The organism is Actinomadura sp. NPDC048021 (assembly GCF_040653135.1).
GTDB lineage: Bacteria > Actinomycetota > Actinomycetes > Streptosporangiales > Streptosporangiaceae > Spirillospora > Spirillospora verrucosospora.
The window spans coordinates 84190-105816 of the sequence record NZ_JBEZJQ010000011.1; the positions used below are offsets into that span (position 1 = coordinate 84190).

Below are 21627 nucleotides of genomic sequence, written 5' to 3' on the forward strand. Positions count from 1 at the left end.
CAGGAAAGGGTGGGACCTGCCGTGCGGTCCCACCCGATACGTCGAATGATCAGCTCAGGTCATATGTACCAGCACTGCGGCGCTGGCCCCTCCTGCGTCGATCACTAGGACGATCAAGGCCGTGACGGCCACCGCGACAGTGCGCATCATTCGGTGTTGACCTACTTTTCTAGAGGAGTGTGAAGTGGGTTCCCCCTTGCGCTGCCACTCTATCGGTCGAAAGCAAGTGATGTGAACCGTTTTGGAATTGTACTTTTAGTCCATATTTAGACCTCATGCCGGATTTGTGTCCCCGGTGGCGCCGCATGCGGCCTTCGGCCGGAAGAGGTACGTCCGCGCTATGTGCCGGTGGCCTCGTCGAGGCGGCGGAGGCGGGTTCGGAGATTCTCAGCCTCGGCCAGGTCGAGGGACTCGAAAATTCGGGCGGCCTTCTCCCAGTACTCCCGGGTCTTGTCCTGCCCCTGGACGTGCAGGAAGGCGGTGCCGAGGCTCTCCAGCGTCTTGCCGATCTCGTCCGGCACGCCTATGCAGGCGGCGAGGTCGCCGGCTCGTTGGAGGTGCTCGATGGCGGCCGGGTACCGGCCGGACGCCGTCAGCGTCTCGCCCAGGTGCCGGAGGGCGAGCGCTTCCTCGTACCGCTCGCTAATGCTCTGAGAGATCGCCAGTGCACGCTCGTGATGGATGAGAGCCTCGCCGTAGCGGCCGGTGTCCTGGAATGTGGCGCCGATGCCAATCAAAGTCTCGACCTGGTTTCGCCGGTCGCCCAGTTCCATCGCTAGTGCGAGTGCTTTTCGATAGTGCTCCAAGGCCCTCTCGTGGTCACCGGTATGCCTGCTGACATTGCCCAGGTTGATGAGCATGATGGCCTGGTGCTGGCGTCCGAGCTCCGCCGCCGCGGCGGCCGTCCGCCCGTAGTACTCCACGGCCTTGTCGACGGCACCCATGCGCAGCATAAGATCGCCCATATTGTTGAGAGCCATTGTCCTGCCGCGCGGATCCTCGACCTCGGTGAAGAGTGCCAAGGCGCGGAGACGTAGTTGCTCGGCCTCCCGGTACCGACCCATGTACTCCAGATATATGGCGGTGTGATCGAGATTCTTTGCCTCGCCTCGCCGGTCGCCTAATGACCGGTGGATGGCAAGCGCTTCCTCCCCGTGGGCGAGTGCATCGGGGAACCGGGAGAGATGCCACTGGATGAGGCCGATGTGATCGAGGATGTCGGCCTCGCCGTGTCGTTCACCTACCGACCTGAAGACCGCCAGGGCTCTTTCGGCGTCCTCCAGCGCGCTGTCATACTCGCCGCCGCGGAACCGGACGAGACTGCGGTCCGACAAAGCGCGGGCGAGACTCGGCCCGGCATCTCCGTCACCGAGGGCGATGATCGCGCGGGAGTGGAGTCGTTCAGCCGCATCCCAGTGGCCTTGCGACTCCAGGTATCCGGCGAGCACCCGGGCGAACCCGACAACATGGTCGGGCAGTCCCGCGCGTTCGGCTTCGGCAGCCGCGTTCAGCAGGCAGTGATGCTCAGTGGCGAACCACTTGGCGGCCTCCGCCTCATCCAGCGGCGAGGGGAGCTCCGGGGGTTGGTGGACCAGTTGCATGCCGTGCGCAGGGCGGTGCGGGGAGATCAGCCGGTCCGCCCGCTCGGCCGCGGCAAGGTAGAAGTCCAGGATCCTATGAACGATCCGGCGGCGCTCCTCGTCCGAGTCGGTCTCGCGGGAGAGGCGGCGGGCGTAGTCGTTCACGAGGTCGTGGAAGTGGTAGCGGCCGCCGACCGGTTCGGTGATCAGATGGCGGTCGAAGAGGTCCTCCAGGATCCGCTCGGCCTCCCGCACTGGGCGTCCGAGTGCCGCCGCGGCCGCGTGTGCCGTCAAGTCGGGCCCGGGATGCAACCCGAACGCGCGGAAGGCGTCGCCGAGCGACGGGGGAAGCCCGCGATAGGAGATCTCGAACACGGTGGTGATCTCGCGCCCCTCGTCCCGCACCTCGTCCAGTCGCCGGTCGTCGGGGGACAACCGGACGAGGAGGTCGCGGGTGGTCCAGGCACGGCGGTGCCTCAGCCGGCTCGCAACCATGCCCACCGCCAGCGGCAGTCGCCCGCAACGTTCGACCACCTCCCTGACGTCGTCGCCTGCCTCGGCGCGCCCGGCCCCCGCGATGCCCGTGAACAGGGCCGTCGCGTCTCGCACCGGCAGGACGTCCAGCGAGAGCGGCCAGGAGTCGTGCAACCCGGTCAGCCGTCGGCGGCTGGTCACGATCACCAGGCACCCGGCGGACGCCGGCAGCAGCGGTCTCACCTGCTCGTGGCCCGCAGCGTCGTCCAGCACGAGGATCGCGCGGCTCGCCGCCAGCTCGGACCGCCACAACGCGGCGCGCTCGTCCAGCGCCCGCGGCACGCGGGTTGCCGGAAGCCCGATCATGCGGAGCAGCGTGTCGAGCGCGTCGGCGGGGTCGACTGGCTGCTGCCGAGGGTCGTGCGCGTGTAGGGAGAGGAACATCTGACCGCCGGGGAAGTGCTCGGCCAGGCGGTGTGCCAGGCGGACGGCCAGCGCCGTCTTGCCGACGCCCGCCATTCCGTCGAGGGTGATGACGGTGACCGTGGACGTGCTCGGCGGGCCCGCGGGCCCCCGCTCCCGGACGGTCGGCACCATGTCCATGAGCTGCTGGAGTTCTTCGTCGCGCCCGACGAACACCCGCGGGTCGTGGGGCAGCGTGTGCGGAGACCGGTCGACGCTCAGCTGGGTGCCGGGAACACGCAGCAGCGCGGGGTCGGACCGCAGGATCTGCTGTTGGAGCTGCCGCAGCCCTGGACCCGGCTCCGTGCCGGTCTCCTCCACGAGGAGGCCGTGAGTACGCCGATACACCTCCAGCGCCTCGGTCTGCCGGCCGCACCGGTAAAGGGCCATCATGAGCCGCTCGACCGGCCGCTGGTCCTGAGGGTGGCGTTCGGTGAGGTCGAACAGCTCGCGGAGGACATCGGCGTGGTTGCCGCGCTGGAGCTCCAGTTCGATGCGGTCGAGTGCGGCGGCGAGCAGTTCCTCCTCCAGATTGCGGCGGGTGCGCTCGGCCCAGTCGCCGGTGAGGTCGGCGAGCGGCTCGGCGCGGCAGAGCGCGGCCGCCCTTCGGTGATGGTCCAGGGCGTACTCGTCGTCGCCGCTCTCGGCTATCGCCCGTGCCTGACCGCGCAACCGCCGGAACAGATGCAGGTCGACCGCCTCGTCGGCGATGTCGATTTGGTAGGAGCCCTGTCGCGACACGAGGGCGACGTCTTCCACGCCTTCCAGCCGGTTCCGTAAACGTGCCATATAGGTGTGGAGTCCCTGGCGAGCTTTGGCGGGAGGGGTGTCGCCCCATACGCGAAATATGAGAATCTCAGCGGGTACAGGTTGCCGTGGAGTGAGCAGGAGCGCGGCCAGCACGCATCGCTCCTTGGTCGTTCCGAGGTCGCGCCGCTGGCCGTCGATCCACAGCTCAACGGGGCCTAAGACACGGAACTCCACCCGGCGCCCCTTTGTGGAAAATTTCCTCCTGAGCCGATTTTGGCATCGGGAGCCCGGCATGACCAGAGTTCCGGTCATAGTTCACATGGCCGCCAGGGGTCGCACCTACTTGCCGAGTCAGGCCGACTGCAAGTTTTCGTCAAGTTCTCCGATCGACACTCGATTCCAGAAGCGGGTCATTTCGATCCGCGACGGAGGAACGGATGACAACATCCGAGGTCGAAGGGGGTTCGTTGACGGGGCCAATGGGTTTCGAATGGCGCCGGGCGCTCAGCCGGTTCGATCCTGGCTGGTGGGGCGGACTGGGGGACCGGCGGACGGTGCTGGTGGTGGTGGACTCGCCCGATCTCGGGCAGCCCGTTCTGGACACGGCCCGGCTGGCGGGCGTCGATCCGCGGCTGCGGGTGCTCTTCACGGCACCGCCAGGGCCGTCCGAGGCGGCGGTCGGGGCGCTGCTCCGGGACGCGGGCGCCGTGCCGCTGCCCTGGCGCGAGGCGCGGTTTGGTGACTTCGCCCTCGTCGTCGCCGCTTCCTCGCTGCCCGGACAGGGGCCGTCGGCGCCGACGATCATGCTTCCGGGGACGGGTACGGAACGTGCATCGCACCCGGGGAGCAGGAAAGGACGCGGGGGGCCGGTGGTTCTCGCCTGCGCCCATGAGATGGACCGTCCCATGCCGACCGAGGCCGGGACGGCCACGGAGGTGGTGACCGTCGGCGACTCCATCCACGACCGGATCGTCGCGAGCCTGCCCTTCCGCGACTTCTACCGGCGTGCTCTCGGGGTGGGCAGGCATCGCAAACTCGTCGTCGTGGCGCTTCCTGCGGCCGGTGCCTCGGGTCGTTGCCAGGTTGCCCGCGGCGGTTCGGGAACTCTCGTGCACCGCCTGCTCACCGAACTGGCCGCCGAGGACTTCCAGGTCCTCGGTCTCCACGGACCTGGGCCGTACCCGTGTGCCGGCGGACCCAGCGCGACCGAGCTGCGGAATGGCCTCGGGCTCCTGCCGCCGGACGCGGACTGGCGTGCCGCCCTTGTCGCCGCCGACTGGATCATCGGGCCGCCCGGCCCGGTGACCCGGTACGGCACGATCACCGGCGTCCCGGTAATGATCACCGGCGGCCCGCCTCGCGCGGGAGCGCCTCCCTCGGCCGTGCCGATCCCAGGCGGTGTCCGGCTGGTGGCGCACCGCCCGGTCCTGGAGCAGTTGACCGAGGCGGCGGCGCGATGGCGGCCGGAGCGCGTCCGGGCGGTGGTCAGGCGGATCACCTCGGAGCCGGGGCGGTTCGACCGCGCCGTCCGCCGCACGATGTACAGGCTCCTGCGCCTGCCGCAGCCTGCCACGATCCCCGTCGCGGAACCGGTCTCGCCGCCGTTCCGCATCGAGTGCCCGGCCGATCGTCCGATCGACGCGTGACAGAAAGGTTGTTATGGAGTGGACTATCCACCCCTGGGTGCCGGGCCCGTTCGGACTGGACGCCCGGCGGGGTGCGACGATGCCCGGGCAGCGCACCGTCCTCGCGGTGGCACACCATCTGACGGCGGCGACGCGGCTGGCGGACGTCATCCCGATGCTGGAGACCGACCGGAGAGTGGCCGTCGCCTACACCGCCGCACCGGCGTCGGTCTTCACCGGCGGACTGGACGCGCATCTGCGGGACCTCGGAGGGCTGGTGCTGCCGTGGTCCCAAGCGGTCACCACCCGGTTCGACCTCGTCGTGGCGGCGAGCCACGGGATGCTGGAGAACCTGCACGGCCCTGTCATGACGGTCCTCCACGGGGCCGGCCCCGGCAAGCTGCTCGGCCGCCTGCGGGGCGCCGGACCTCCCGCCGCGCGGCCGGTCACCGGACTGATCAGAGAGCGGATCGTCGTCGCGGGACGGGTCGTGCCCTCGTCGATGGCCCTGGCGCACGAGCGGCATCTGAGCATGCTCGACCGCGAGTGTCCGGAGGCGCGGCCGGTCGCGTTCGTCTGCGGAGACCCGTGCCTGGACAGGCTGACGGCGAGTATGCCCTACCGCGAGGCGTACCGGCGGGCGCTGGGCGCCGTCGGCGGCAGGCGACTGGTCTTCGTCAGCTCCACGTGGGGCCGGGACTCGCTGTTCGGGGCGCACCCCGACGTCCTCTTGCGGGTGGCGACCGAGTTGCCGCGCGACGAATACCAGATCGTCGCGGCACTGCACCCGCACATCTGGTCGTGGTACGGCAGAAGGCAGGTGCTCTCATGGCACGCGGACTGCCTGCGACTCGGCGTCCGGCTACTGCCACCGGAGGAGGGCTGGCGCGCTGCGCTGGTCGCCGCCGACCGGGTGGTCGGCGACCATGGTTCGGTGACGTACTACGGCGCGGCGTTGGGCGTGCCGGTGCTGCTCGGTGCGTTCCCCGAGGACAGCGTGGCGCCTGGGACGCACACCGCCGGGCTCGGGGCGGTCGCTCCGCGGGTCGAGTGGGACAGGCCGCTCATCCCCCAGCTCGCCGAGGCCGCCCACGCGTTCACCGAGCGGGTGCACGACGAGCTTCGCCATGGCCTGAGCTCCCGGCCGGGGGAGGCGGCCCGCCTGATCCGGGCTGAGATGTACCGGTTGATGCGACTGCAGGATCAGGCGCGCCCGCCGGACGTCTTACCCGTTCCGGCGCCGTGTCCACCCGCCGTCCGCGTGCAGGCGGCGTGATGGTCATGCTGGTGCGGGTCTGGGAGGAGCCGGCCGAGCGCCGCGGTGCGGAACCGGATCGGGTCCTGGTCGGAGGCCGGGTGCTCCGGCTGGAGCGCTCGCCGGCCGGCGGCGCCCCTTTCGAGCCGCCGCTCGACGAGCATCTGGTGGCCGGGCCCGGTGAGACGTCGCGGGCCTTGCTCTCCTGTGCGGACGTGATCGTGCGGGACGGCGGTGAACCGGCACTGCACAGGGCGGCCTTCCCGGGATGCTTGATCGTTGCGGTGAACACGCAGGGCGGGTGCCTTCTGGTCGCGCGTGGCTGGTCGGCACGACTCGTGCCGGTCCTCGGGGAACGGTGCGGCGAGGAGGACGCGTCGGCGTACGCCTCTGCCATCCATGCCTGGATGGTGGCGGGACTTCCGCTCGACGCGATCACGCGCCTCACGGCCGTACGAGGCAACGCCATCGCTCAGGTCAGGGTGCGGGATCCGGCTGTGCAGGCGGCTCCTGGGGCGCGGGCGGTTCGGACCGAACTTCGTCGAGCCGTTCCTTGACCGGTGCTGCCTGCGGGGCGCCGAGTTCGGTGTAAATGGCGAGCGCCTGCTCCAGAAAGCGGCGCTCGTCTGCCGCGGCGCCCTGGTGCGCCGCCACTCTGGCGAGTTCCCGCAGGGCGCCGGCCTCCACGTGGCGCGCGCCCGCCTCCCGGGCGACGCCGAGGGAGGCGTGGAGTGCCTCCGCTGCCTCGTCCGGGCGCCCCGCCAGCAGACGGGCCTGGCCCAGGCAGGTCAGGGTCCGGGCCTGGTGGTAGGGCTCGTCGAGCCGCACGAACGTGTCCAGCGCGCCGGTCAGCGCGGCGTCGGCCTCACCGTGCCGCCCCCACGCGCTGAGCGCTTCGCCGATGTGTCGTTCCATGAGCGCGATGCCGCGTGGACGGTCGAGCGCCGCGTGCACGTCCCGCGCCTCCCTGAACAGGCCGACGGCGGGGGCCAGGTCACCAGTGGCGAACGCGACGAGACCGAGCCCTTCCAGGGCCGCCGCCTCGCCGAGCCGATGGCCGGTCTGACGCTCCAACGCGAGCGCGGCCTCGTACTTATCGCGGGCGGCGTCTATCTCCTGAAGGTTGAGGTGGGCCACGCCGAGGCCCTCCAGCATCCGTGCCTGAGCGCGCGGGTCGTCGCAGCTTCGGGCGGCGACGAGGCCTACCTCATACATCCGGATCCATGCCCGGTAGTGCTTGCGGTGGAGGAACAGCGGCCACCCCGCCTCGCAGAGCTGCCACGTCACAGGGTGCAGCCCGGCCTCATGTGCCTCCCGCGCCACCGCGGCGAGGTTGTCCCGCTCCTGTTCGAGCCAGGACAGCGCCGTGGGACGGTCCGTGAGCGCGCCGTTGCGCCGCTCGGACGCGTACTTGTCGCCCAGATGCCACCGTCCGGGCATCAGGAGGAGGTCGGCGGTGACCGCGGACGTGAGGTACCAGTCCGCTAACCGAGCCAGCGCCTCCATTCGGTCGAGTGCGGCTGTCGGTTCATGGGCCTTGTCACGGGCGTGCAGCCGTACCAGGTCGTGGAAGAAGTAGCGCTCGTCTCCGCCTTCGATCAGGAGGCTGGCGTCCACCAGATCGTGCAGCAGGTCTGCGGCGTGGTCTTCGTCTGTTCCGAGCAGGGCCGCGGCCGCGGCCACATCGAAGTCGGTCCCGGGATGGACGCCGAGCAGCCGGTAGGCACGTGCGTGGGCGTCGTCGAGAGCCTGGTAGGAGGTGTTGAACACGGCGTCCACCGAGATGTCTCCCTCTCCGGTGCGCAAGGCCGACAGGCGGCGCGCCTCGTCGTCGAGCTCGGCGACGGCGCGGGCGATCGGCCAGCGCCGCCGGGCGGCGAGGCGGGCGCCCGACGCGCAGACCGCGAGCGGCAGCGTCCCGCAGAGTGCCACGAGCGATCGGGCGTGCTCGCGTTCGGCCCTGATCCTCTCCGCACCGATCAGACGCTCCAGCAGTTCCAGCGCACCCGTCACACCGAGCGGATCGACGTCCACGAAGCGTGCGCCGTCCACGACGAGTCCCGACAGGCGACGCCGGGAGGTGACCACGACCAGTGACCCGCCCGCGCCGGGCAGCAGCGGCCTGACCTGGGCCGCCGAGACCGCGTTGTCGAGGAGAACGATGAGGCGGCTTCCCGTGGTCATGGATCGGAACAGTGCCGCCTGCTCGTCGATGCTGGGCGGGATGCTCTCCGGAAGCGCACCGAGCGCCCGCAGGAAGCGTTCCAACGGCTCGTCCGGGGGAAGCGGATCGGCTCCGGAGAATCCGCGCAGGTCGACGAATAACTGGCCCTCGTATTCGTCTTTCAGCTCGTGTAACCAGTGCAGGGCCAGTGTGGTCTTCCCTACACCGCCTGCCCCAGTGATAACGACGAGCCCCTGCCGCCCCACGTGCGCACGCAGTTCCGCCATTTCGTCGTGGCGGCCGGCGAACAGCCCGGGCGCCGGAAGTTGTGCCGGAGCGGGAAGAGACGCGCTTCGCGGCATGGTGATGTGGACACCGCCGGCGATGGAACCTGCCTGGACGCTGGAACCCGCTATCGTTCCGGTCAGTTCGTTGGCCCACCGGTCCCGTTCGTCGGGAGACTGCACCATCGATCCATCCCATGACATGGCGGACGAGAGGATTCGCGCCCGATCCACTCTTCAAGTTACCTTGCCTTTCTGGATCGCTATTAATTGACGTTGCGGTCGAGAAAAATTCGGCAAGTCATGCTGGTTTCGGTTATTGGCTTGGCGGGGTCGTCGTGATGAACTGTGAGGGTGACAGATCCGATGACCGTCGCAGTCGCGACCGCGATGGCGGGCAAAGCAGTCGAGGTCGCCGGAGAACCGGTCCGGGCCGCCGTCGCCGAACTCTCTCGGCGAGTCCGCGAACGGTTCCGGGGACGTCCGGCTGACGAGGAGGCCCTGGAGAGAGCGGCCGGCGATCCGGCTCCCGACCAGATCGCCAGGCTCGCGGGCGCCGTCGAGCGCCTCATGGCCGAGGATCCCGGATTCGGCGTGGAGCTGCGGAATCTCTGGAACCAGGCCCAGACCAACGCCGCCGCCACGAACGACGGCGTGGTCAACGTCCTCAACGGCCGGGCCGGAAAGGTGATCCAGCTCAGGGACGTCCACGGCGACCTGAACATCGGCTGATCTCTCTTCGCGGCGGGGTCAGCCGAAGGTGGGGAGGCCGTAGCGGTCCTGGTCGGAGGGGCGGGGGGCCTCGGGGCCGTCGCGGCCCAGGCGGAGCATGCGGCAGACGCGGACCGTGCGGAACTCGCGGCCCCGGACGTTGAACCTGTGGCCCGGCGTCGCGCGGATGCCGTCGGCGATCGCGGTCCACTCGGCGAGTTCGGCGTCCGACGGGGAGTCGCCCTGGAACTCGCGGAGCCTCGGCATCAGGTCGGTGAAGTGGCGCGCCAGCCGGTCGCGGGCCTCCTCGGGGTCGTCGCCGCCGGTGAGCGGGGCCCAGGCCTCGCCGTCGACCTCCACCGCGATGAAGGTGGGCGGGAGCAGCACGACCCCGGGGTGCGTGCGGACCGCGTGCCGCGCCTCCGTGCGGACCATCTCCGAGACGGTGCCGGGCACCGGGAGCCGCCCGACGAGGTTCAGCCGGAGTTGCGCCTCCCACTGGCCGCACGGCGCGGGCGGGTCGAGCAGGTGGTCGCGCAGCAGGGCGTCGGCGGAGAGGTCGGCGTCGGTGGACCGGGGCGGCTCCATCACGCGGTCGCCGAGCAGGATGAATTTCTCCACCCGGATGACCCGGTAGCGGCGGTCGCCGATCTCCCACTCGTCCTTGGCGAGCTGCTCGCCCTCCTCGGGGTCGAGGCGCGCGGCCGCCGCGAGCATCGCGCGGGCGGTCGGGGGGTCGGTCTCCTGCGCGGCGGCGGTGCGGAGGTCGATCGCGAGGTTGTAGCGGGCGGTGGCCGGGCCGTCCGCGCCCAGCGACCCGATCCGCCATTCTTTCCCAAATTGCACCGCATGGCCGAATTCGGGGGATCCTGCGGGAAAGAGCTTGGGGTACCGCCGGATCCGCTCACCGAGTTCCCGGTCTCGGACGTCCGCGACCGGATCCAGCCGGGCCACCACGTTGATGTGGTCGTACCCGGGCATCAGCGGGAAGGTCATGCCCGCATCCTGGCCGGATGCGGCAACCCCCGCACGGCTTTTCTCGCATTCGAACGCCGGAAAGATTGGGAGTTGAGGTATTTGCAGCAGTTATTCGAGCGCCCTATCGGTGAGGATGATAACGGCTTTCGTATCGTCCGGAGGGGGGCGGAGGCGCCCGCCCGGGGGCCGTCCGGCACGGCGGCATGGGAGCCGACGCCGTGCCGGACGGCGGTCTCGCGGAGCGGGCGTCAGGGACTGCCGCAGGTGACGGACGGGGCCGCCTGGTTCCCTCCCGGGGCGTTGACGGTGAACCCGAAGGAGGCGGACGCGCCCGGAGCGAGGTTCGCGTTCCAGCTCACCGGTTTCACCGTGACGACGTTGCCGCTCGTGCTCGGGGTCCCGTTCCACAGGCCGCTGATCTGCTGCCCCGAGCCCATCGTCAGGACGGCCGTCCACGAGCTGACCGCGCCGGCGCCCGCCGTGATGGTCACCTGGCCGTTGAAGCCCGTGTCCCACTGCGCGGTGCGGGTGTAGGCGCAGGTGACGGTGCCCGGATCGCCCGGGCCGCCTGGGTCCGTGCCGCCGAGGGCTTCGAGGGACGCGTTGTAAGCGGGCTTCTTGCCGTAGTTCCCGTCGAACAGCAGTGCTGCCCCCTCACCGGGGAAGACGTCGGGAATCCACGAGTACTTGTCGGTGATGCCCCAGACGGTGATGACGGTGCAGCGCGGCACGGCGAGGCACGCGGAGACGACCTTCTTGTAGTCGTTGGCCTGGGTGGCGAGCTTGGAGGCGTCGGCGGGCGTGGACATGCGGATGTCCAGTTCGGTGATGTGGACGTCCACGCCCAGGTCGGCGAAGCGCTGCATGTTGGCCTGCATGTCGGACGGGACGCCCCCCAGCGTCAGGTGCGCCTGCAGGCCCACGCAGTCGATCGGGACGCCGCGCGCCCTGAAGTCCTTGACCATGGCGTAGACGGCATTGCTCTTCGCGTTCTGGCCGTCGATGTTGTAGTCGTTGTAGCAGAGCTTGGCGCCGGGGTCGGCCGCGCGCGCCGCCCGGAACGCCTCCTCGATGTAGCCGTCGCCGATGACGCGCTGGAACACCGAGTCGCGCCGCGCGCCGGAACCGTCCTGGAACGCCTCGTTGACCACGTCCCAGTAGGCGATCTCGCCCGCGAAGTGGCCGGCCTCCTTGGCGATGTGGTTCCGCATGGCGCTCAGCAGGTCGTCGCGGGAGGAGATGGCACCGACCCAGCCCGGCAGCTGGTTGTGCCACACCAGGGTGTGCCCGCGGATCTTCATGCCCTGCGCCTGGGCGTGGCCGACGAGCTGGTCGGCGGCGCCGAAGCCGAACGAGTTCCTCGACGGCTCTGTGGTGTCCCACTTCATCTCGTTCTCGGGCGTGAGCTGGTTGAACTCGCGGTCGAGCGTGGAGGCGTACGCCGACTCGCCCATGTGGGACTGGGCCGCGGCGGCGCCGAAGACCCGGCCTTTCGCCGCGGCGGCCTCCTTGAGGGTGCCCGGGGCGGCCGACGCGGGGAGCGCGACGGCGACCAGCGCCGCCAGGAGCAGTGCGCTCGCGCCGAGCAGCGCGAGAAGTGCTCTCCTCATGGTCTCCTCCTTGGGGTGGGGGACGAGAACCACCGAAAAGTTTCGATATCTTTTCGGTAGCCGAAGGGAAAGTAACCCCAGGAAACTCGGGCGTCAACGGTCTTTCCTTGTTTTCACAGGTCAGTGAAGCTTGCTGGTGATCCGGTCCGAGATCGTCCGTCGAAAGTTTTCGGACTGTGCTGGCGGGAGAGTCGGTCTCGATGCCATCTGCTGATCGATTCCGTTCGACCGAAGGTCGTTTTTCTCGATCGAGGAAAATGCGTGGCGAAAAACGCCGGACGGACCATTGAAATAATGATCGATAGGGCATCTTCCCAGAGAGGGGCGGAACGGAATCCATTCACATGCCAGTCGTTTTCCGCTGCCCCGGAACAGTGGACCGCGGCGTCCGGCGGGCTCCGCGGCGGAAGGGAGATCGATGGGAGATGCGGCAGTGCCGCGCGCCGACCTCGTGCTGGAGGGCGGCGGCGTGAAGGGCATCGCGCTGGTCGGCGCGATCGCCGAGACGCAGGCGCGGGGTTACCGGCTCGGCGCGCCGGCCCGCGTCGCGGGGACGTCCGCCGGCGCCATCGTCGGAGCCCTGCTGGCGGCCGGGATGCCGGTCCCGGAGATGGTCGAGCTCATGCGGAAACTCGACTACCGGTCGTTCCAGGACGGCTCGCGCTTCGCCGTCGTACGGGGCCTGTCTCTGCTCACCACCCTCGGGCTGCACAAGGGCGACGCCCTGCACCGGTGGATCTCGGCGCGCCTGAAGGAATGCGGGGTCGAGACGTTCGGTCAGTTGAGACTGCGCGATCCCGATTCGGCGCTCCCGCCGGAGCGCGCCTACAAACTCGTCGTCGTGGTCTCCGACGTCAGCAGCGGGCGAATGGTCCGCCTGCCATGGGACTACGAACGGTACGGCCTGGATCCCGACGAGCAGCCCGTCGCGGACGCGGTGCGCGCCTCGGCGTCCATTCCGGTGTTCTTCCGGCCGTGCCGCGTCTGCCGCAAGGACGGCCGCGCCTGCGTCCAGGTGGACGGCGGGATGCTCTCCAACTATCCGATCACCATCTTCGACCGGGAGGACCGCGAGCCCCGCTGGCCGACGTTCGGAGTGAAGCTGTCGGCCCGCCCGCTTCCCGGGGGCGTCTTCCCGCAGTGGCGCGCCGTCCGCGGCCCGGTCGGCTACGGGCGCGCGCTCGTCTCGACGATGGCGGAGGCGCACGACCGGGTGCAGATGGACGAGCCGGCCATCGTGGACCGCACCATGTTCGCCCGCACCGACGGTGTCCTCGCGACCGACTTCGACCTCGACGCGGCGACCCGCGACCGTCTCTACGCGGCGGGCCGCGAGGCCGCGGCCCGCTTCCTGGACGACTGGGACCACCGCGCCTACCTGGCGCGCCACCGGGCTCCCCGCCCCGTCGCGAGCCCGGCCCCCGACTGACCGGGCCGATCCCGGCCCCGGGTCAGAGGGTGGCGGCCAGCTCGTCGAGGGCGGTGGTGAGCACGTCCACGCCCTTCAGGAACTCGGCGATCTCGATGTGCTCCTCGTCGGAGTGGTCCAGCGAGCTGTCGCCCGGCCCGTACGTCGCCATGGGCACGTCCCAGTGGGGGGCGACGGTGTTCATGTCGGACGTGCCCGTCTTGAGGGTGGGCCTGGGCGTCCCGCCGTGCCGCCGGATGGCCGCCGACACCGCCCGCACCACCGGGTCGGTCCGCCCGCGCCGGACCGCCGGGACGTGCCGGACGACCGTGACCTCGCCGCCGTTCGCGCGGGCGCGCAGCCGCTCGGCCAGGGCCTCCGCGTCGTACCCGGGCGGGACGCGGCAGTCGACGTCGAGCCGCGCCTCGGTGAGGTCGCCGTGGACGCCGCGCAGGGTGGCGGCGGGCAGCCCGAACGCGCCGTGGTCCCGCTCGGGGCCGAGCGCCTCCAGCAGGTCGTGCCAGAACGCCACCGCGACCTCGGTGGCCTTGGCGGCGGGGTTGGTGGAGTGCGTCGCGGCGCGGGCCACCCGGTACCCGATGTCGATCTTGCCCTTGTAGCCGAGCACGACCCGCGACCAGCCGCTCGGCTCCCCGACCAGCAGCGCGTCCGGCGCGGGGACGGTGCGCGCCAGGTGCTCGCCGCCCCGCGACAGCCGTTCCTCCTCCACCGCGCCCACGACCCGCAGGGTGCCGGGGAACGAGGGCCGGGCCGCCGCCGCGCTGATCATCGCGGCGAGCGGCCCCTTGGCGTCCGCGGCGCCCCGGCCCACGAGCCGCCCGCCCTCGCGCCGCGCGGGCAGCGGCCGGTCGACGGTGTCGAGGTGGCTGAGCAGCATCACCACGGGCCCCCGGCCGGTGCCGATGTCACCGATCACGTTGCCGGCCTCGTCGCGTCCCGCGGCCATGCCGAGGTCGTTCATGACCTTCTCCAGGTACCGCGCCAGCTCGTCCTCCCGGCCGGACGGGGAGGGGATCGACAGCATCGCGTGCAGCAGGTCGACGGGGCCGCTCATGTGATCTCCAGTGTCGTGCCGGCGCCGTCCAGGGCCGCGGTGACCGGGCGGGGGATCCGCCCGTCGCCGATCGACACCCGGGGGACGCCCGCGAGCAGGGCCTCGCGGGAGGCGATGAGCTTGCGGTGCATGCCGCCGCTCGCCGCGTGGGGGACGGGGCCCTCGCGCGGGAGCGGGCAGCGGTCGAGCAGGGAGCCCTCGTCGGACGGGTCGCGCAGCACGCCCGGCGCCGCCGTCAGCAGGACCAGCCGCTCGGCGCGCAGCGCGCCCGCGACCGCCGCCGCGACCCGGTCGGCGTCCACGTTCACCGGCGCGCCGTCCTCGCCCAGCGCGGGCGGCGACACCACGGGCACGAAGCCCGCGCCGACCAGCACGTTCAGCAACCGCGGCCGGACGCCGGTGAGCCGCCCGCTGTGGTCGTCCCGGACGATGACGGTGCGGCCGTCGCGCACGGTGCGCTGTGCGGGCTTGCGCCGCGCCCGCAGCAGCCCGCCGTCCAGCCCCGTCACGCCGACGGCCGGGACGCCGCTCGCGGCCAGGGCGCGCAGCAGCCGCGGCTTGACCCGCCCGGCGAGCGCCAGCGTCAGCACCTCCAGCATGGCCGGATCGGTGTGGCGGCTGGTGACGCCGCTCGGCGAGACGAGGGTGCGGGCGGGCACGCCGAGGTCCGCGGCGAGCCGGTCGACGTCGGCGGCGCCGCCGTGCACGAGGACGGCCCGGCCCGCGAGCCCGGCGAGGTCCGCGCACACCGTCTCGGCGGGCACCGCGCCGCCGCACTTCACGACCACGATCCCTCCCGCGCCGGCCCCCATCAGACCGGGTGCAGGCCGGGGAACCCCAGGCCCAGGGTCTCGGGCTGGCCGGTGCGGATGTTCAGGCACTGCACCGCGGCGCCCGCCCCGCCCTTCACCAGGTTGTCCAGCGCGGCGATCGCGGTGATCCGGTCGCCGTCCACCGCGAAGCCGACGTCGCAGTAGTTGGACCCGGACAGCAGCTTCGGATCGGGAAGCCGGTGCGTTCCCGTGCGGTGCGCGACGATCCGCACGAACGGCTCGCCGGCGTAGCGCTCGCGGTAGGCGCGGCGGACGGCCCTCTCGTCGGCGGAGGCGGCGCCGGTGGCGTGGCAGACGACCTGCACTCCGCGCACGGCCTCGACCCCGGTGGCGGTCATCCTCGCGTTCAGCCCGGTCAGCCGCGCCACCTCCGCCTCGTGGCGGTGCCGCACGGGGGCGAACACCCGCAGCGCGCCGCTGCGTTCGGCGTGCAGGTTGGCGTCCCCGGCGAGGGCGCCCGACCCGCTCGACCCGGTGCGGGCGTCGATCTGCACGTCCGGGCCGATCAGCCCGGTCAGGGGGTGCAGCGCCAGGATCGCCGCCGTGGCCATGCACCCGGGCACGCTGATGAGGTCGGCCTCGGCCAGCTCCGCGCGGAACAGCTCGGGGACGCCGGGGACGAACGCGCCGAGCAGTCCGGGCGCGGCGTGCGGGACGCCGTAGTACCGCTCGTAGACGGCGGGGTCGGGGTCGCGGAAGTCGCCGGAGAGGTCGATGACCGTCCTGGCCCGTCCCCTCATCTCGGGCAGCAGGCTCATGGTGGCCTTGTGCGGGGTCGCCGTCAGCAGCACGTCGCAGGCGCCGAGGTCGTCCGGGGCGCTGAACAGCAGGTCGGTCTGGGCCCGCAGGTTGGGGTGGACGGAGTCCACGCGGCGGCCGGGGAACCGGGTCGAGACCGCGTACGCGACCTCCGTCCCCGGATGGCCGAGGAGCAGCCGCAGCAGCTCGCCGCCGAGGTATCCGGCGGCGCCCAGGACGCCGACCCGGATCACGCCGCCTCCAGCAGGTGGGAGACGATCGCGTCCGCGACGTCCACGTCCTCGCCGTGCGCGTCCTGGAACCCGCGGAACTCGACGTTGTGGTTGACCTCCAGGACGAGCGGTCCCTCGGGGCCCTCGATCAGGTCGACGCCCAGGATCCCGCCGCCCACGGCCCGCGCGGCCCGCAGGGCCGGCTCGACCAGGTCGGGCGTGAGCGGGCAGGGCTCGGATCGCGCGCCCCGGGCGGCGTTGGTGCGCCAGCCGTCCGAGTAGCGGTACGTCGCGCCCACCACCGTGTCCCCGGCGACGATCACCCGGATGTCGCGTCCCGGTTTGTCGACGAGTTCCTGCAGGTAGACGATGTGCTGGAGCGGGGAGGGCAGCGCGGCCCGGTGTTCCAGGACGGCCTGCGCCGACTCCCGGTCGCGCACGGCCGCCGCGAGCCGTCCCCACGACCCCGTCAGCGGTTTGATCACCACGGGGAAGCCCAGCCGCTCGGCGGCCTCGGCGCCCTCGTCCGGGGTGAGCGCGACCGCCGTGCGCGGGGAGGGGACGCCGGCGCGCTCCAGCTCCAGCGAGGTGCGCAGCTTGTCACCGCACACGGTGATCACCTCCGACCGGTTGACCGTCGGCACCCCGCGCGCCTCCAGGATCATCGACGCGTAGAGGGCGCGGCTGTGGGAGATCTCCCGGTTCAGCGCCGCCGCGTACCGCGGCCCGGCGCTCGCCGCCCCACCGCCCAGTTCGGCGCTGAACCGCCGGGTGTCCACGTGCGCGTACGGCACGCCGCGGCGCTCCAGCGCGGCGAAGACGCGCTTCTCCTCGTACCGCACCCGGGAGGCCAGCACGGCCACCGGCCTCACTCGCCCCAGTCCTCCTCGATCTCGGGGGCGAGCGCGAGGGTGACCGGGTCGAGGCCGACGACCTCCAGCTCGCTGGAGCAGTCGGCGCACTGCGCGATCTCGCTGAGCCGGACGGGCTCGGCGAGCTGGACCGGGCCCTCACACTCGGGACAGGTCTGGGTCATGCGTGCCACCTCCGTGGGTTCCGCTGGTCAGGTGCAGCGCGGCGGCGACGACCGCGCCCGCCGTGATGCCGTACCGGTCGAGCAGGTCCTCCTGGCCGCCCGCGCGCTCGGCGAACGTGTCGGGCATGCCGACCCGCGCCACCCGGGCCGGCGCGTGCTCGGCGAGGGTCTCGGCGACGGCGCCGCCGAGGCCGCCCGAGCGCCAGTGCTCCTCGACGGTGACGACGCCCGCGGTGCCCTCGGCCGCCGCGACGACGGCCGCGACGTCGAGCGGGCGCAGCGTGTGCAGGTTGAGGACGGCGGCGCGCACGCCCTGCCCGGCGAGCCGGTCGGCGGCGCGCGCCGCGGCCAGCACCGGGTGCGGTCCGCAGGCGACGATCGCCACGTCCCCGCCGCGCCGCAGCCACTGCGCCCGTCCGATCTCGAACGGGCCGCCTCCGGGCGCCGCGCCGTCCAGGTCGGGGGTGGCGGAGCGGCCGAGCCGGATGTAGGCGGGGCCGGGCAGCGCCGCGCTCTGCCGGACGGCCTCGCCCGCCTGCCCCGCGTCGCCCGGGACGACCACGGTGAAGCCGGGCAGCGCCCGCATGATCGCCAGGTCCTCCAGCGCGTGGTGGGTCGGGCCGAGGTGCCCGGCGGCCAGCCCGCCGTGGGTGGCGACGATGCGGACCGGCAGCGCGTTGTACGCGATGTCGATCTTGATGGCCTCCAGCGCCCGGGTCGCGGCGAAGGTCGCCATCGTGGTGACGAACGGGACGTTCCCGCTGGCGGCCAGGCCCGCGGCCGTGCCCATCAGGCTGTGCTCGGCGATGCCGAGGTTGAGGTAGCGGCCGGGGACGCCGGCGAAGGCGGCCGCCTCGAACAGCCCGGTGTCGCTGTCCAGGCAGTACAGCCGGTCGTCGGCGCGCATCAGCTCCGGCAGCAGGTCGCGGTACACCTCCCGCGCGGAGCGCGGCCGGGGCGTCTCCTGGGCGCGGCCGGCCGTCACGGGACGGCCCGCCTGCGCCGGGCCTGGAGCACGGCCAGGGACCGCTCGGCCTGGCGGCCGCTCAGCCTGGCGTAGTGGCTGCGCGTCTTCGCCTCCAGCGACGGCAGGCCGCGCCCCTTGACGGTGCGGGCGAGGACCACCGTCGGAGGCTCCTCTCCGGTTCCGCCCGGGGCGAGCGCCTCGCGCAGCGCGCCGAAGTCGTGGCCGTCGGCCTCGCGCACCGTCCAGCCGAAGCTGCGCCAGCGGTCCGCCAGCGGCTCCAGCCCGATCGCGTCCTCGGTGGGGCCGGTGATCTGGAGGCGGTTGCGGTCGACGACGGCCGTCAGGTTGCCGAGGCCGAGCGAGGCCGAGGCCATGGCCGCCTCCCAGACGGCGCCCTCCTGCAGTTCGCCGTCGCCGAGGACGGCGAAGCAGCGGCGCCCCCGGTCGGCGACGGCGAACCCGTTGGCGAGCGCGAGCCCGTGCCCGAGCGATCCGGTGGGCATCTCCACCCCCGGCACCGCACGGACGGGGTGGCCCATCAGCCGGCTGCCCGGCCGTGAGTAGTCCGCCAGCTCCGCGACGGGGAAGAAGCCCCGCTCGGCCAGCACCGCGTACAGGCACATCGCGCCGTGCCCCTTGCTGAGGATGAAGATGTCACGCTCCAGCGCGGCGGGGCGGCGCGGATCGACCCGCATCACCTCGAAGTACAGCAGCGTGAGGATCTCCACCAGCGACATCGAGCCGCCGAGGTGGCCGCCCTCCGGCCCGGCGCACATCCGCACGATGTGCTCGCGGACCCGGTGGGCGACCGCCGGAAGGTCCGCCGCCGGACCGGCCGGCGCCGGCGCGCCCATCAGCGCCCGCCGGGAAGCGAGGCGAGCACGAAATGGCCGGGCAGGTGGACGGCGAGGCCCTCGCGGATCTCGGCCACCAGCGCGTCCCCGTCCAGCCGGATCGTCGAGGACCGGCGGTCCAGCAGCGTCGCGGCGGCGGTGAAGTCGCCGACGAGGGCCGTGCCCGCGGGCACCATGCGGGTCCTGCTGACCTTGACGCCCTGCACGGCGAGCCGTTCGAGGAACGCGCCGTCCGCCACGAGCGGCCACCAGTCGTCGGGGTGCATGACGATCCCGTCCGCCGACCCGCCGTACCACTCGCACAGCGCCGCCGTCGCGAGCAGGGTCCGGGCGGCCGAACCGCCGTCCGCCGGGTCGGAGGGCCGTTCGCGCAGGCCCGGGACGCGCAGCAGGCCCTGGATCGGCCCCGTCCCGTTGAGCAGGACGTCGTTCTCCGCCGTACCGAGCCGCACCAGCAGCCGGTAGTCGACGAACGCGGCGAGCGCGGCCGGGTCGGCGAGGATCTCCTTGGGCACCGGCACCGAGGCCCGCACGACCTGCGTCCGGACGGTCGCGGAGCCGACCTCGAACTCCCACTCCGGCGCGGCGTCGTCCGGCGAGGTGTTCTCGGCCCGCTCGGTGAAGACGGTGATCTCGTCGGCGCCGACGACGGCCTTGCGGAGCAGGTGCCGGACGGTCAGGCGGGGACGGCGCTTGGCGGGCGGGAAGAGGTCGCTGATGGAGGCGCGCAGCTCGACCGCCGCGTCCGGCCCGTGACGGGCGTGGGCGAGCGCGAACTCCTCGCCCGGGCTGCGCCGGGTCAGCTCGGGGTCGTCCAGCATCATGCGCACGTCGGGCACCGGCATCTCGGACATGGTCAGACCCCCAGGGAGCGGCCGCCGTCGACGACCTGGACGGTGCCGGTGACGAAGCTCGCGCGGGCGCTCAGCAGGAACACCCCGGCCGCCGCGACCTCCTCCGGCCGGGCGACCCGGCCGAGCGGGATGCCCGCCTCCCGCGCGACGCGGGCGGTCTCCGCCTCGGGTTCGCCGGTGAGGCCGGACAGCAGCGCGTCCGTCGCGGTGTATCCGGGCGCGAGGACGTTGACGGTGACGTCCCCGGGGCCGAGTTCGTGCACCAGGGTCTTGGCGTAGCCGACGAGCCCGGTCCGCACGATCCCCGAGAGCGCGAACGCGGGGATGAGGTCGCGGATCGTCTCGCTGGTGACCATCAGGATCCGGCCCCAGCCGGCCTCCCGCAGGTGCGGCAGCGCCGCCTGCGCGAGCCCGATGTGGGAGACCATCGCGAGGTCGAGGGCGGCGCGGTAGTCGTCCGGGCCGAACGCCCCGGTCGGCCCGGCGGGCGGCCCGCCGGCGTTGGTGACCATGATGTGGACGGCGCCGTGCTCGGCCGCGGCGTCGTCCACCCAGGCCCGCGCCGCCTCGGTGTCGCGCACGTCCAGCGCCCGGGTGCCGACCTCCGCGCCGAGGTCCGCGCGGATCGCGTCGCGGGCCTTGGCCAGCCGGCCGGGGTCGCGGCCCGCGATCGACACCGCGGCGCCCTCGCGGACCAGGTCGCGGGCGATCGCGAAGCCGATGCCCGCCGACCCGCCCGCGACCAGGGCCACCTTTCCGTCCAGTCCGAGGTCCACGTCACACCCTCTTCTCGTAGCCGTACCGGTGCAGCAGCGGGAGCGCCATGAGCGTGGTGGCGGAACGCTGGGAGCGCGGGAGCGCGGCGTGCCACCTGCGGTCCTCCTCGATCCGGGTCCGGCCGCGGCCGAACCGGTTGGGGTTGCCGGTGACGGTGTGGTTGCCGCCGAGCTCGACCGTCCCGTCGGCGGCCACGGGGTTCGGGCCCTCGTGGCCGAGCAGGTCCAGGATGGTTCCGACCGCGGCGCGGGGGCTGCGGACCAGCGCCTCGTAGCGCATGTGCAGCGAGCGGTCCGGGTGCGCGCGGCCGACCGCCTCGGCCGCCAGGTTGAAGCCGGTCCAGTGCCAGGTGCTGTTCAGCGCGGAGCGGCGGCCCGTGTACGCCTTGGGCCGCAGCCACGAGCAGGCGACCGCGCGGGGGTCGCGGATCAGGTGGACGTAGCGTCCCTCCACGCCCGGCAGGGACGCCAGCAGCGCGGCGTCGGAGGCGAACTTGGAGCTGTCGACGATGACGCGGGCGCCCGAGACCCGGGCGATGGCGCGGTAGGCGGCGGCGAGCGCGTCCGGCCACCCGTTGCGCGGCGGGTCGCGCAGCACCCGCCAGGTGTGCCGGGTCCGGTACGCGTCCTGCCAGGCGACGACCTCGGCGGCGTGCCGTTCGAGGGACGTCCCGGGCGGGCGGACCTCCTCCAGCACCGCGGACCAGAACGGGCATTCGCGATGGCCGAGCCCGCACCCGCACCTGCCGTTGCTGCCCGTTCCGAGAACCCCGTTCAGCCAGAGGAAACGCAGTTCGCCGACGTGCACGATCCCCGGGGCCTCGGCGAGGACGTTGCCCAGCATGGTGCTGCCGCTGCGACACCAACCGGCGATGTAAAGCACCTTCATTGGCAAACCGCGACCTTCCGGGGTGTACCGGCACAAGCTGGTCGGGAACATAAAAACATGATCTTCCGTAA

General features: G+C 72.3%; 19 protein-coding genes. 5 read left to right on the top strand and 14 right to left on the bottom strand.

Going from position 1 to position 21627, the window contains the following annotated elements; all coding sequences use genetic code 11:
* Positions 1–338 precede the first annotated feature (338 nt).
* Positions 339–3500: a tetratricopeptide repeat protein gene (locus AB0C87_RS19880; RefSeq protein WP_360578851.1), complete on the bottom strand. Its 3162-nt coding sequence runs from the start codon at positions 3498–3500 to the stop codon at positions 339–341.
* A 245-nt stretch (positions 3501–3745) separates the two neighbouring features.
* Here AB0C87_RS19880 and AB0C87_RS19885 point away from each other — a divergent pair, with 245 nt between their 5' ends.
* From AB0C87_RS19885 to AB0C87_RS19895, 3 genes are read left to right on the top strand one after another with little or no spacing between them, the layout of a single operon-like run.
* Positions 3746–4912 carry a hypothetical protein gene (locus AB0C87_RS19885; RefSeq protein ID WP_360578853.1) on the top strand — a complete coding sequence of 389 codons (1167 nt, stop codon included), beginning with the start codon at positions 3746–3748 and terminating at the stop codon, positions 4910–4912.
* 13 nt (positions 4913–4925) lie between these two features.
* A complete protein-coding gene (locus tag AB0C87_RS19890; protein WP_360578855.1) occupies positions 4926–6167 on the top strand; it encodes a hypothetical protein in 1242 nt (413 codons plus the stop codon).
* Positions 6167–6703, top strand: coding sequence for a hypothetical protein (locus tag AB0C87_RS19895; protein ID WP_360578857.1), 537 nt, complete (start codon positions 6167–6169; stop codon positions 6701–6703). Before AB0C87_RS19890 ends, AB0C87_RS19895 begins: the two co-directional genes overlap by 1 nt.
* On the opposite strand, the gene AB0C87_RS19900 is transcribed toward AB0C87_RS19895, so the two are convergent.
* The gene (locus tag AB0C87_RS19900) at positions 6624–8780 is read right to left on the bottom strand and encodes a tetratricopeptide repeat protein (RefSeq protein ID WP_360578859.1); all 2157 of its coding nucleotides are present in this window, start codon (positions 8778–8780) and stop codon (positions 6624–6626) included. The two genes, AB0C87_RS19895 and AB0C87_RS19900, sit on opposite strands and share 80 nt — an antisense overlap.
* A gap of 180 nt (positions 8781–8960) precedes the next feature.
* On the opposite strand from AB0C87_RS19900, the gene AB0C87_RS19905 reads away from it, so the two are divergent.
* Positions 8961–9326 (top strand): hypothetical protein, encoded by a 366-nt coding sequence (locus tag AB0C87_RS19905; protein WP_345179369.1) that lies wholly within the window; start codon positions 8961–8963, stop codon positions 9324–9326.
* Positions 9327–9344: 18 nt separating this feature from the next.
* Here AB0C87_RS19905 and AB0C87_RS19910 read toward each other — a convergent pair whose 3' ends face one another.
* Both AB0C87_RS19910 and AB0C87_RS19915 read right to left on the bottom strand, forming a co-directional pair.
* The gene (locus AB0C87_RS19910) at positions 9345–10301 is read right to left on the bottom strand and encodes a DUF5954 family protein (RefSeq protein WP_353834703.1); all 957 of its coding nucleotides are present in this window, start codon (positions 10299–10301) and stop codon (positions 9345–9347) included.
* 230 nt (positions 10302–10531) lie between these two features.
* Positions 10532–11893 carry an endo-1,4-beta-xylanase gene (locus tag AB0C87_RS19915; protein WP_360348535.1) on the bottom strand — a complete coding sequence of 454 codons (1362 nt, stop codon included), beginning with the start codon at positions 11891–11893 and terminating at the stop codon, positions 10532–10534.
* 418 nt (positions 11894–12311) lie between these two features.
* On the opposite strand from AB0C87_RS19915, the gene AB0C87_RS19920 reads away from it, so the two are divergent.
* The gene (locus AB0C87_RS19920; protein ID WP_353834705.1) at positions 12312–13322 is read left to right on the top strand and encodes a patatin-like phospholipase family protein; all 1011 of its coding nucleotides are present in this window, start codon (positions 12312–12314) and stop codon (positions 13320–13322) included.
* A 22-nt stretch (positions 13323–13344) separates the two neighbouring features.
* On the opposite strand, the gene AB0C87_RS19925 is transcribed toward AB0C87_RS19920, so the two are convergent.
* From AB0C87_RS19925 to AB0C87_RS19970, 10 genes are read right to left on the bottom strand one after another with little or no spacing between them, the layout of a single operon-like run.
* Positions 13345–14376: a M20/M25/M40 family metallo-hydrolase gene (locus AB0C87_RS19925; RefSeq protein WP_353834706.1), complete on the bottom strand. Its 1032-nt coding sequence runs from the start codon at positions 14374–14376 to the stop codon at positions 13345–13347.
* Positions 14373–15164 carry a [LysW]-aminoadipate kinase gene (locus AB0C87_RS19930; protein ID WP_360578862.1) on the bottom strand — a complete coding sequence of 264 codons (792 nt, stop codon included), beginning with the start codon at positions 15162–15164 and terminating at the stop codon, positions 14373–14375. Before AB0C87_RS19930 ends, AB0C87_RS19925 begins: the two co-directional genes overlap by 4 nt.
* A 23-nt stretch (positions 15165–15187) precedes the next feature.
* On the bottom strand, positions 15188–16201 hold the full coding sequence (gene argC / locus AB0C87_RS19935) for an N-acetyl-gamma-glutamyl-phosphate reductase (RefSeq protein WP_360578864.1): 1014 nt from the start codon (positions 16199–16201) through the stop codon (positions 15188–15190).
* Positions 16198–17052 carry a lysine biosynthesis protein LysX gene (gene lysX / locus AB0C87_RS19940; protein WP_345179382.1) on the bottom strand — a complete coding sequence of 285 codons (855 nt, stop codon included), beginning with the start codon at positions 17050–17052 and terminating at the stop codon, positions 16198–16200. Before lysX ends, argC begins: the two co-directional genes overlap by 4 nt.
* On the bottom strand, positions 17049–17216 hold the full coding sequence (gene lysW, locus AB0C87_RS19945) for a lysine biosynthesis protein LysW (protein WP_179846692.1): 168 nt from the start codon (positions 17214–17216) through the stop codon (positions 17049–17051). The genes lysX and lysW overlap by 4 nt, the downstream gene beginning before the upstream one ends.
* Positions 17191–18201: a transketolase C-terminal domain-containing protein gene (locus tag AB0C87_RS19950; protein WP_345179384.1), complete on the bottom strand. Its 1011-nt coding sequence runs from the start codon at positions 18199–18201 to the stop codon at positions 17191–17193. The genes lysW and AB0C87_RS19950 overlap by 26 nt, the downstream gene beginning before the upstream one ends.
* Positions 18198–19037 (bottom strand): transketolase, encoded by an 840-nt coding sequence (locus AB0C87_RS19955; protein WP_353834709.1) that lies wholly within the window; start codon positions 19035–19037, stop codon positions 18198–18200. Before AB0C87_RS19955 ends, AB0C87_RS19950 begins: the two co-directional genes overlap by 4 nt.
* Positions 19037–19891 (bottom strand): family 3 encapsulin nanocompartment shell protein, encoded by an 855-nt coding sequence (locus AB0C87_RS19960; RefSeq protein ID WP_360578866.1) that lies wholly within the window; start codon positions 19889–19891, stop codon positions 19037–19039. The genes AB0C87_RS19955 and AB0C87_RS19960 overlap by 1 nt, the downstream gene beginning before the upstream one ends.
* 2 nt (positions 19892–19893) lie before the next feature.
* The gene (locus AB0C87_RS19965; RefSeq protein ID WP_353834711.1) at positions 19894–20667 is read right to left on the bottom strand and encodes an SDR family oxidoreductase; all 774 of its coding nucleotides are present in this window, start codon (positions 20665–20667) and stop codon (positions 19894–19896) included.
* Between the two features lies 1 nt (position 20668).
* On the bottom strand, positions 20669–21556 hold the full coding sequence (locus tag AB0C87_RS19970; RefSeq protein WP_360578867.1) for a sulfotransferase: 888 nt from the start codon (positions 21554–21556) through the stop codon (positions 20669–20671).
* Positions 21557–21627 lie beyond the last annotated feature (71 nt).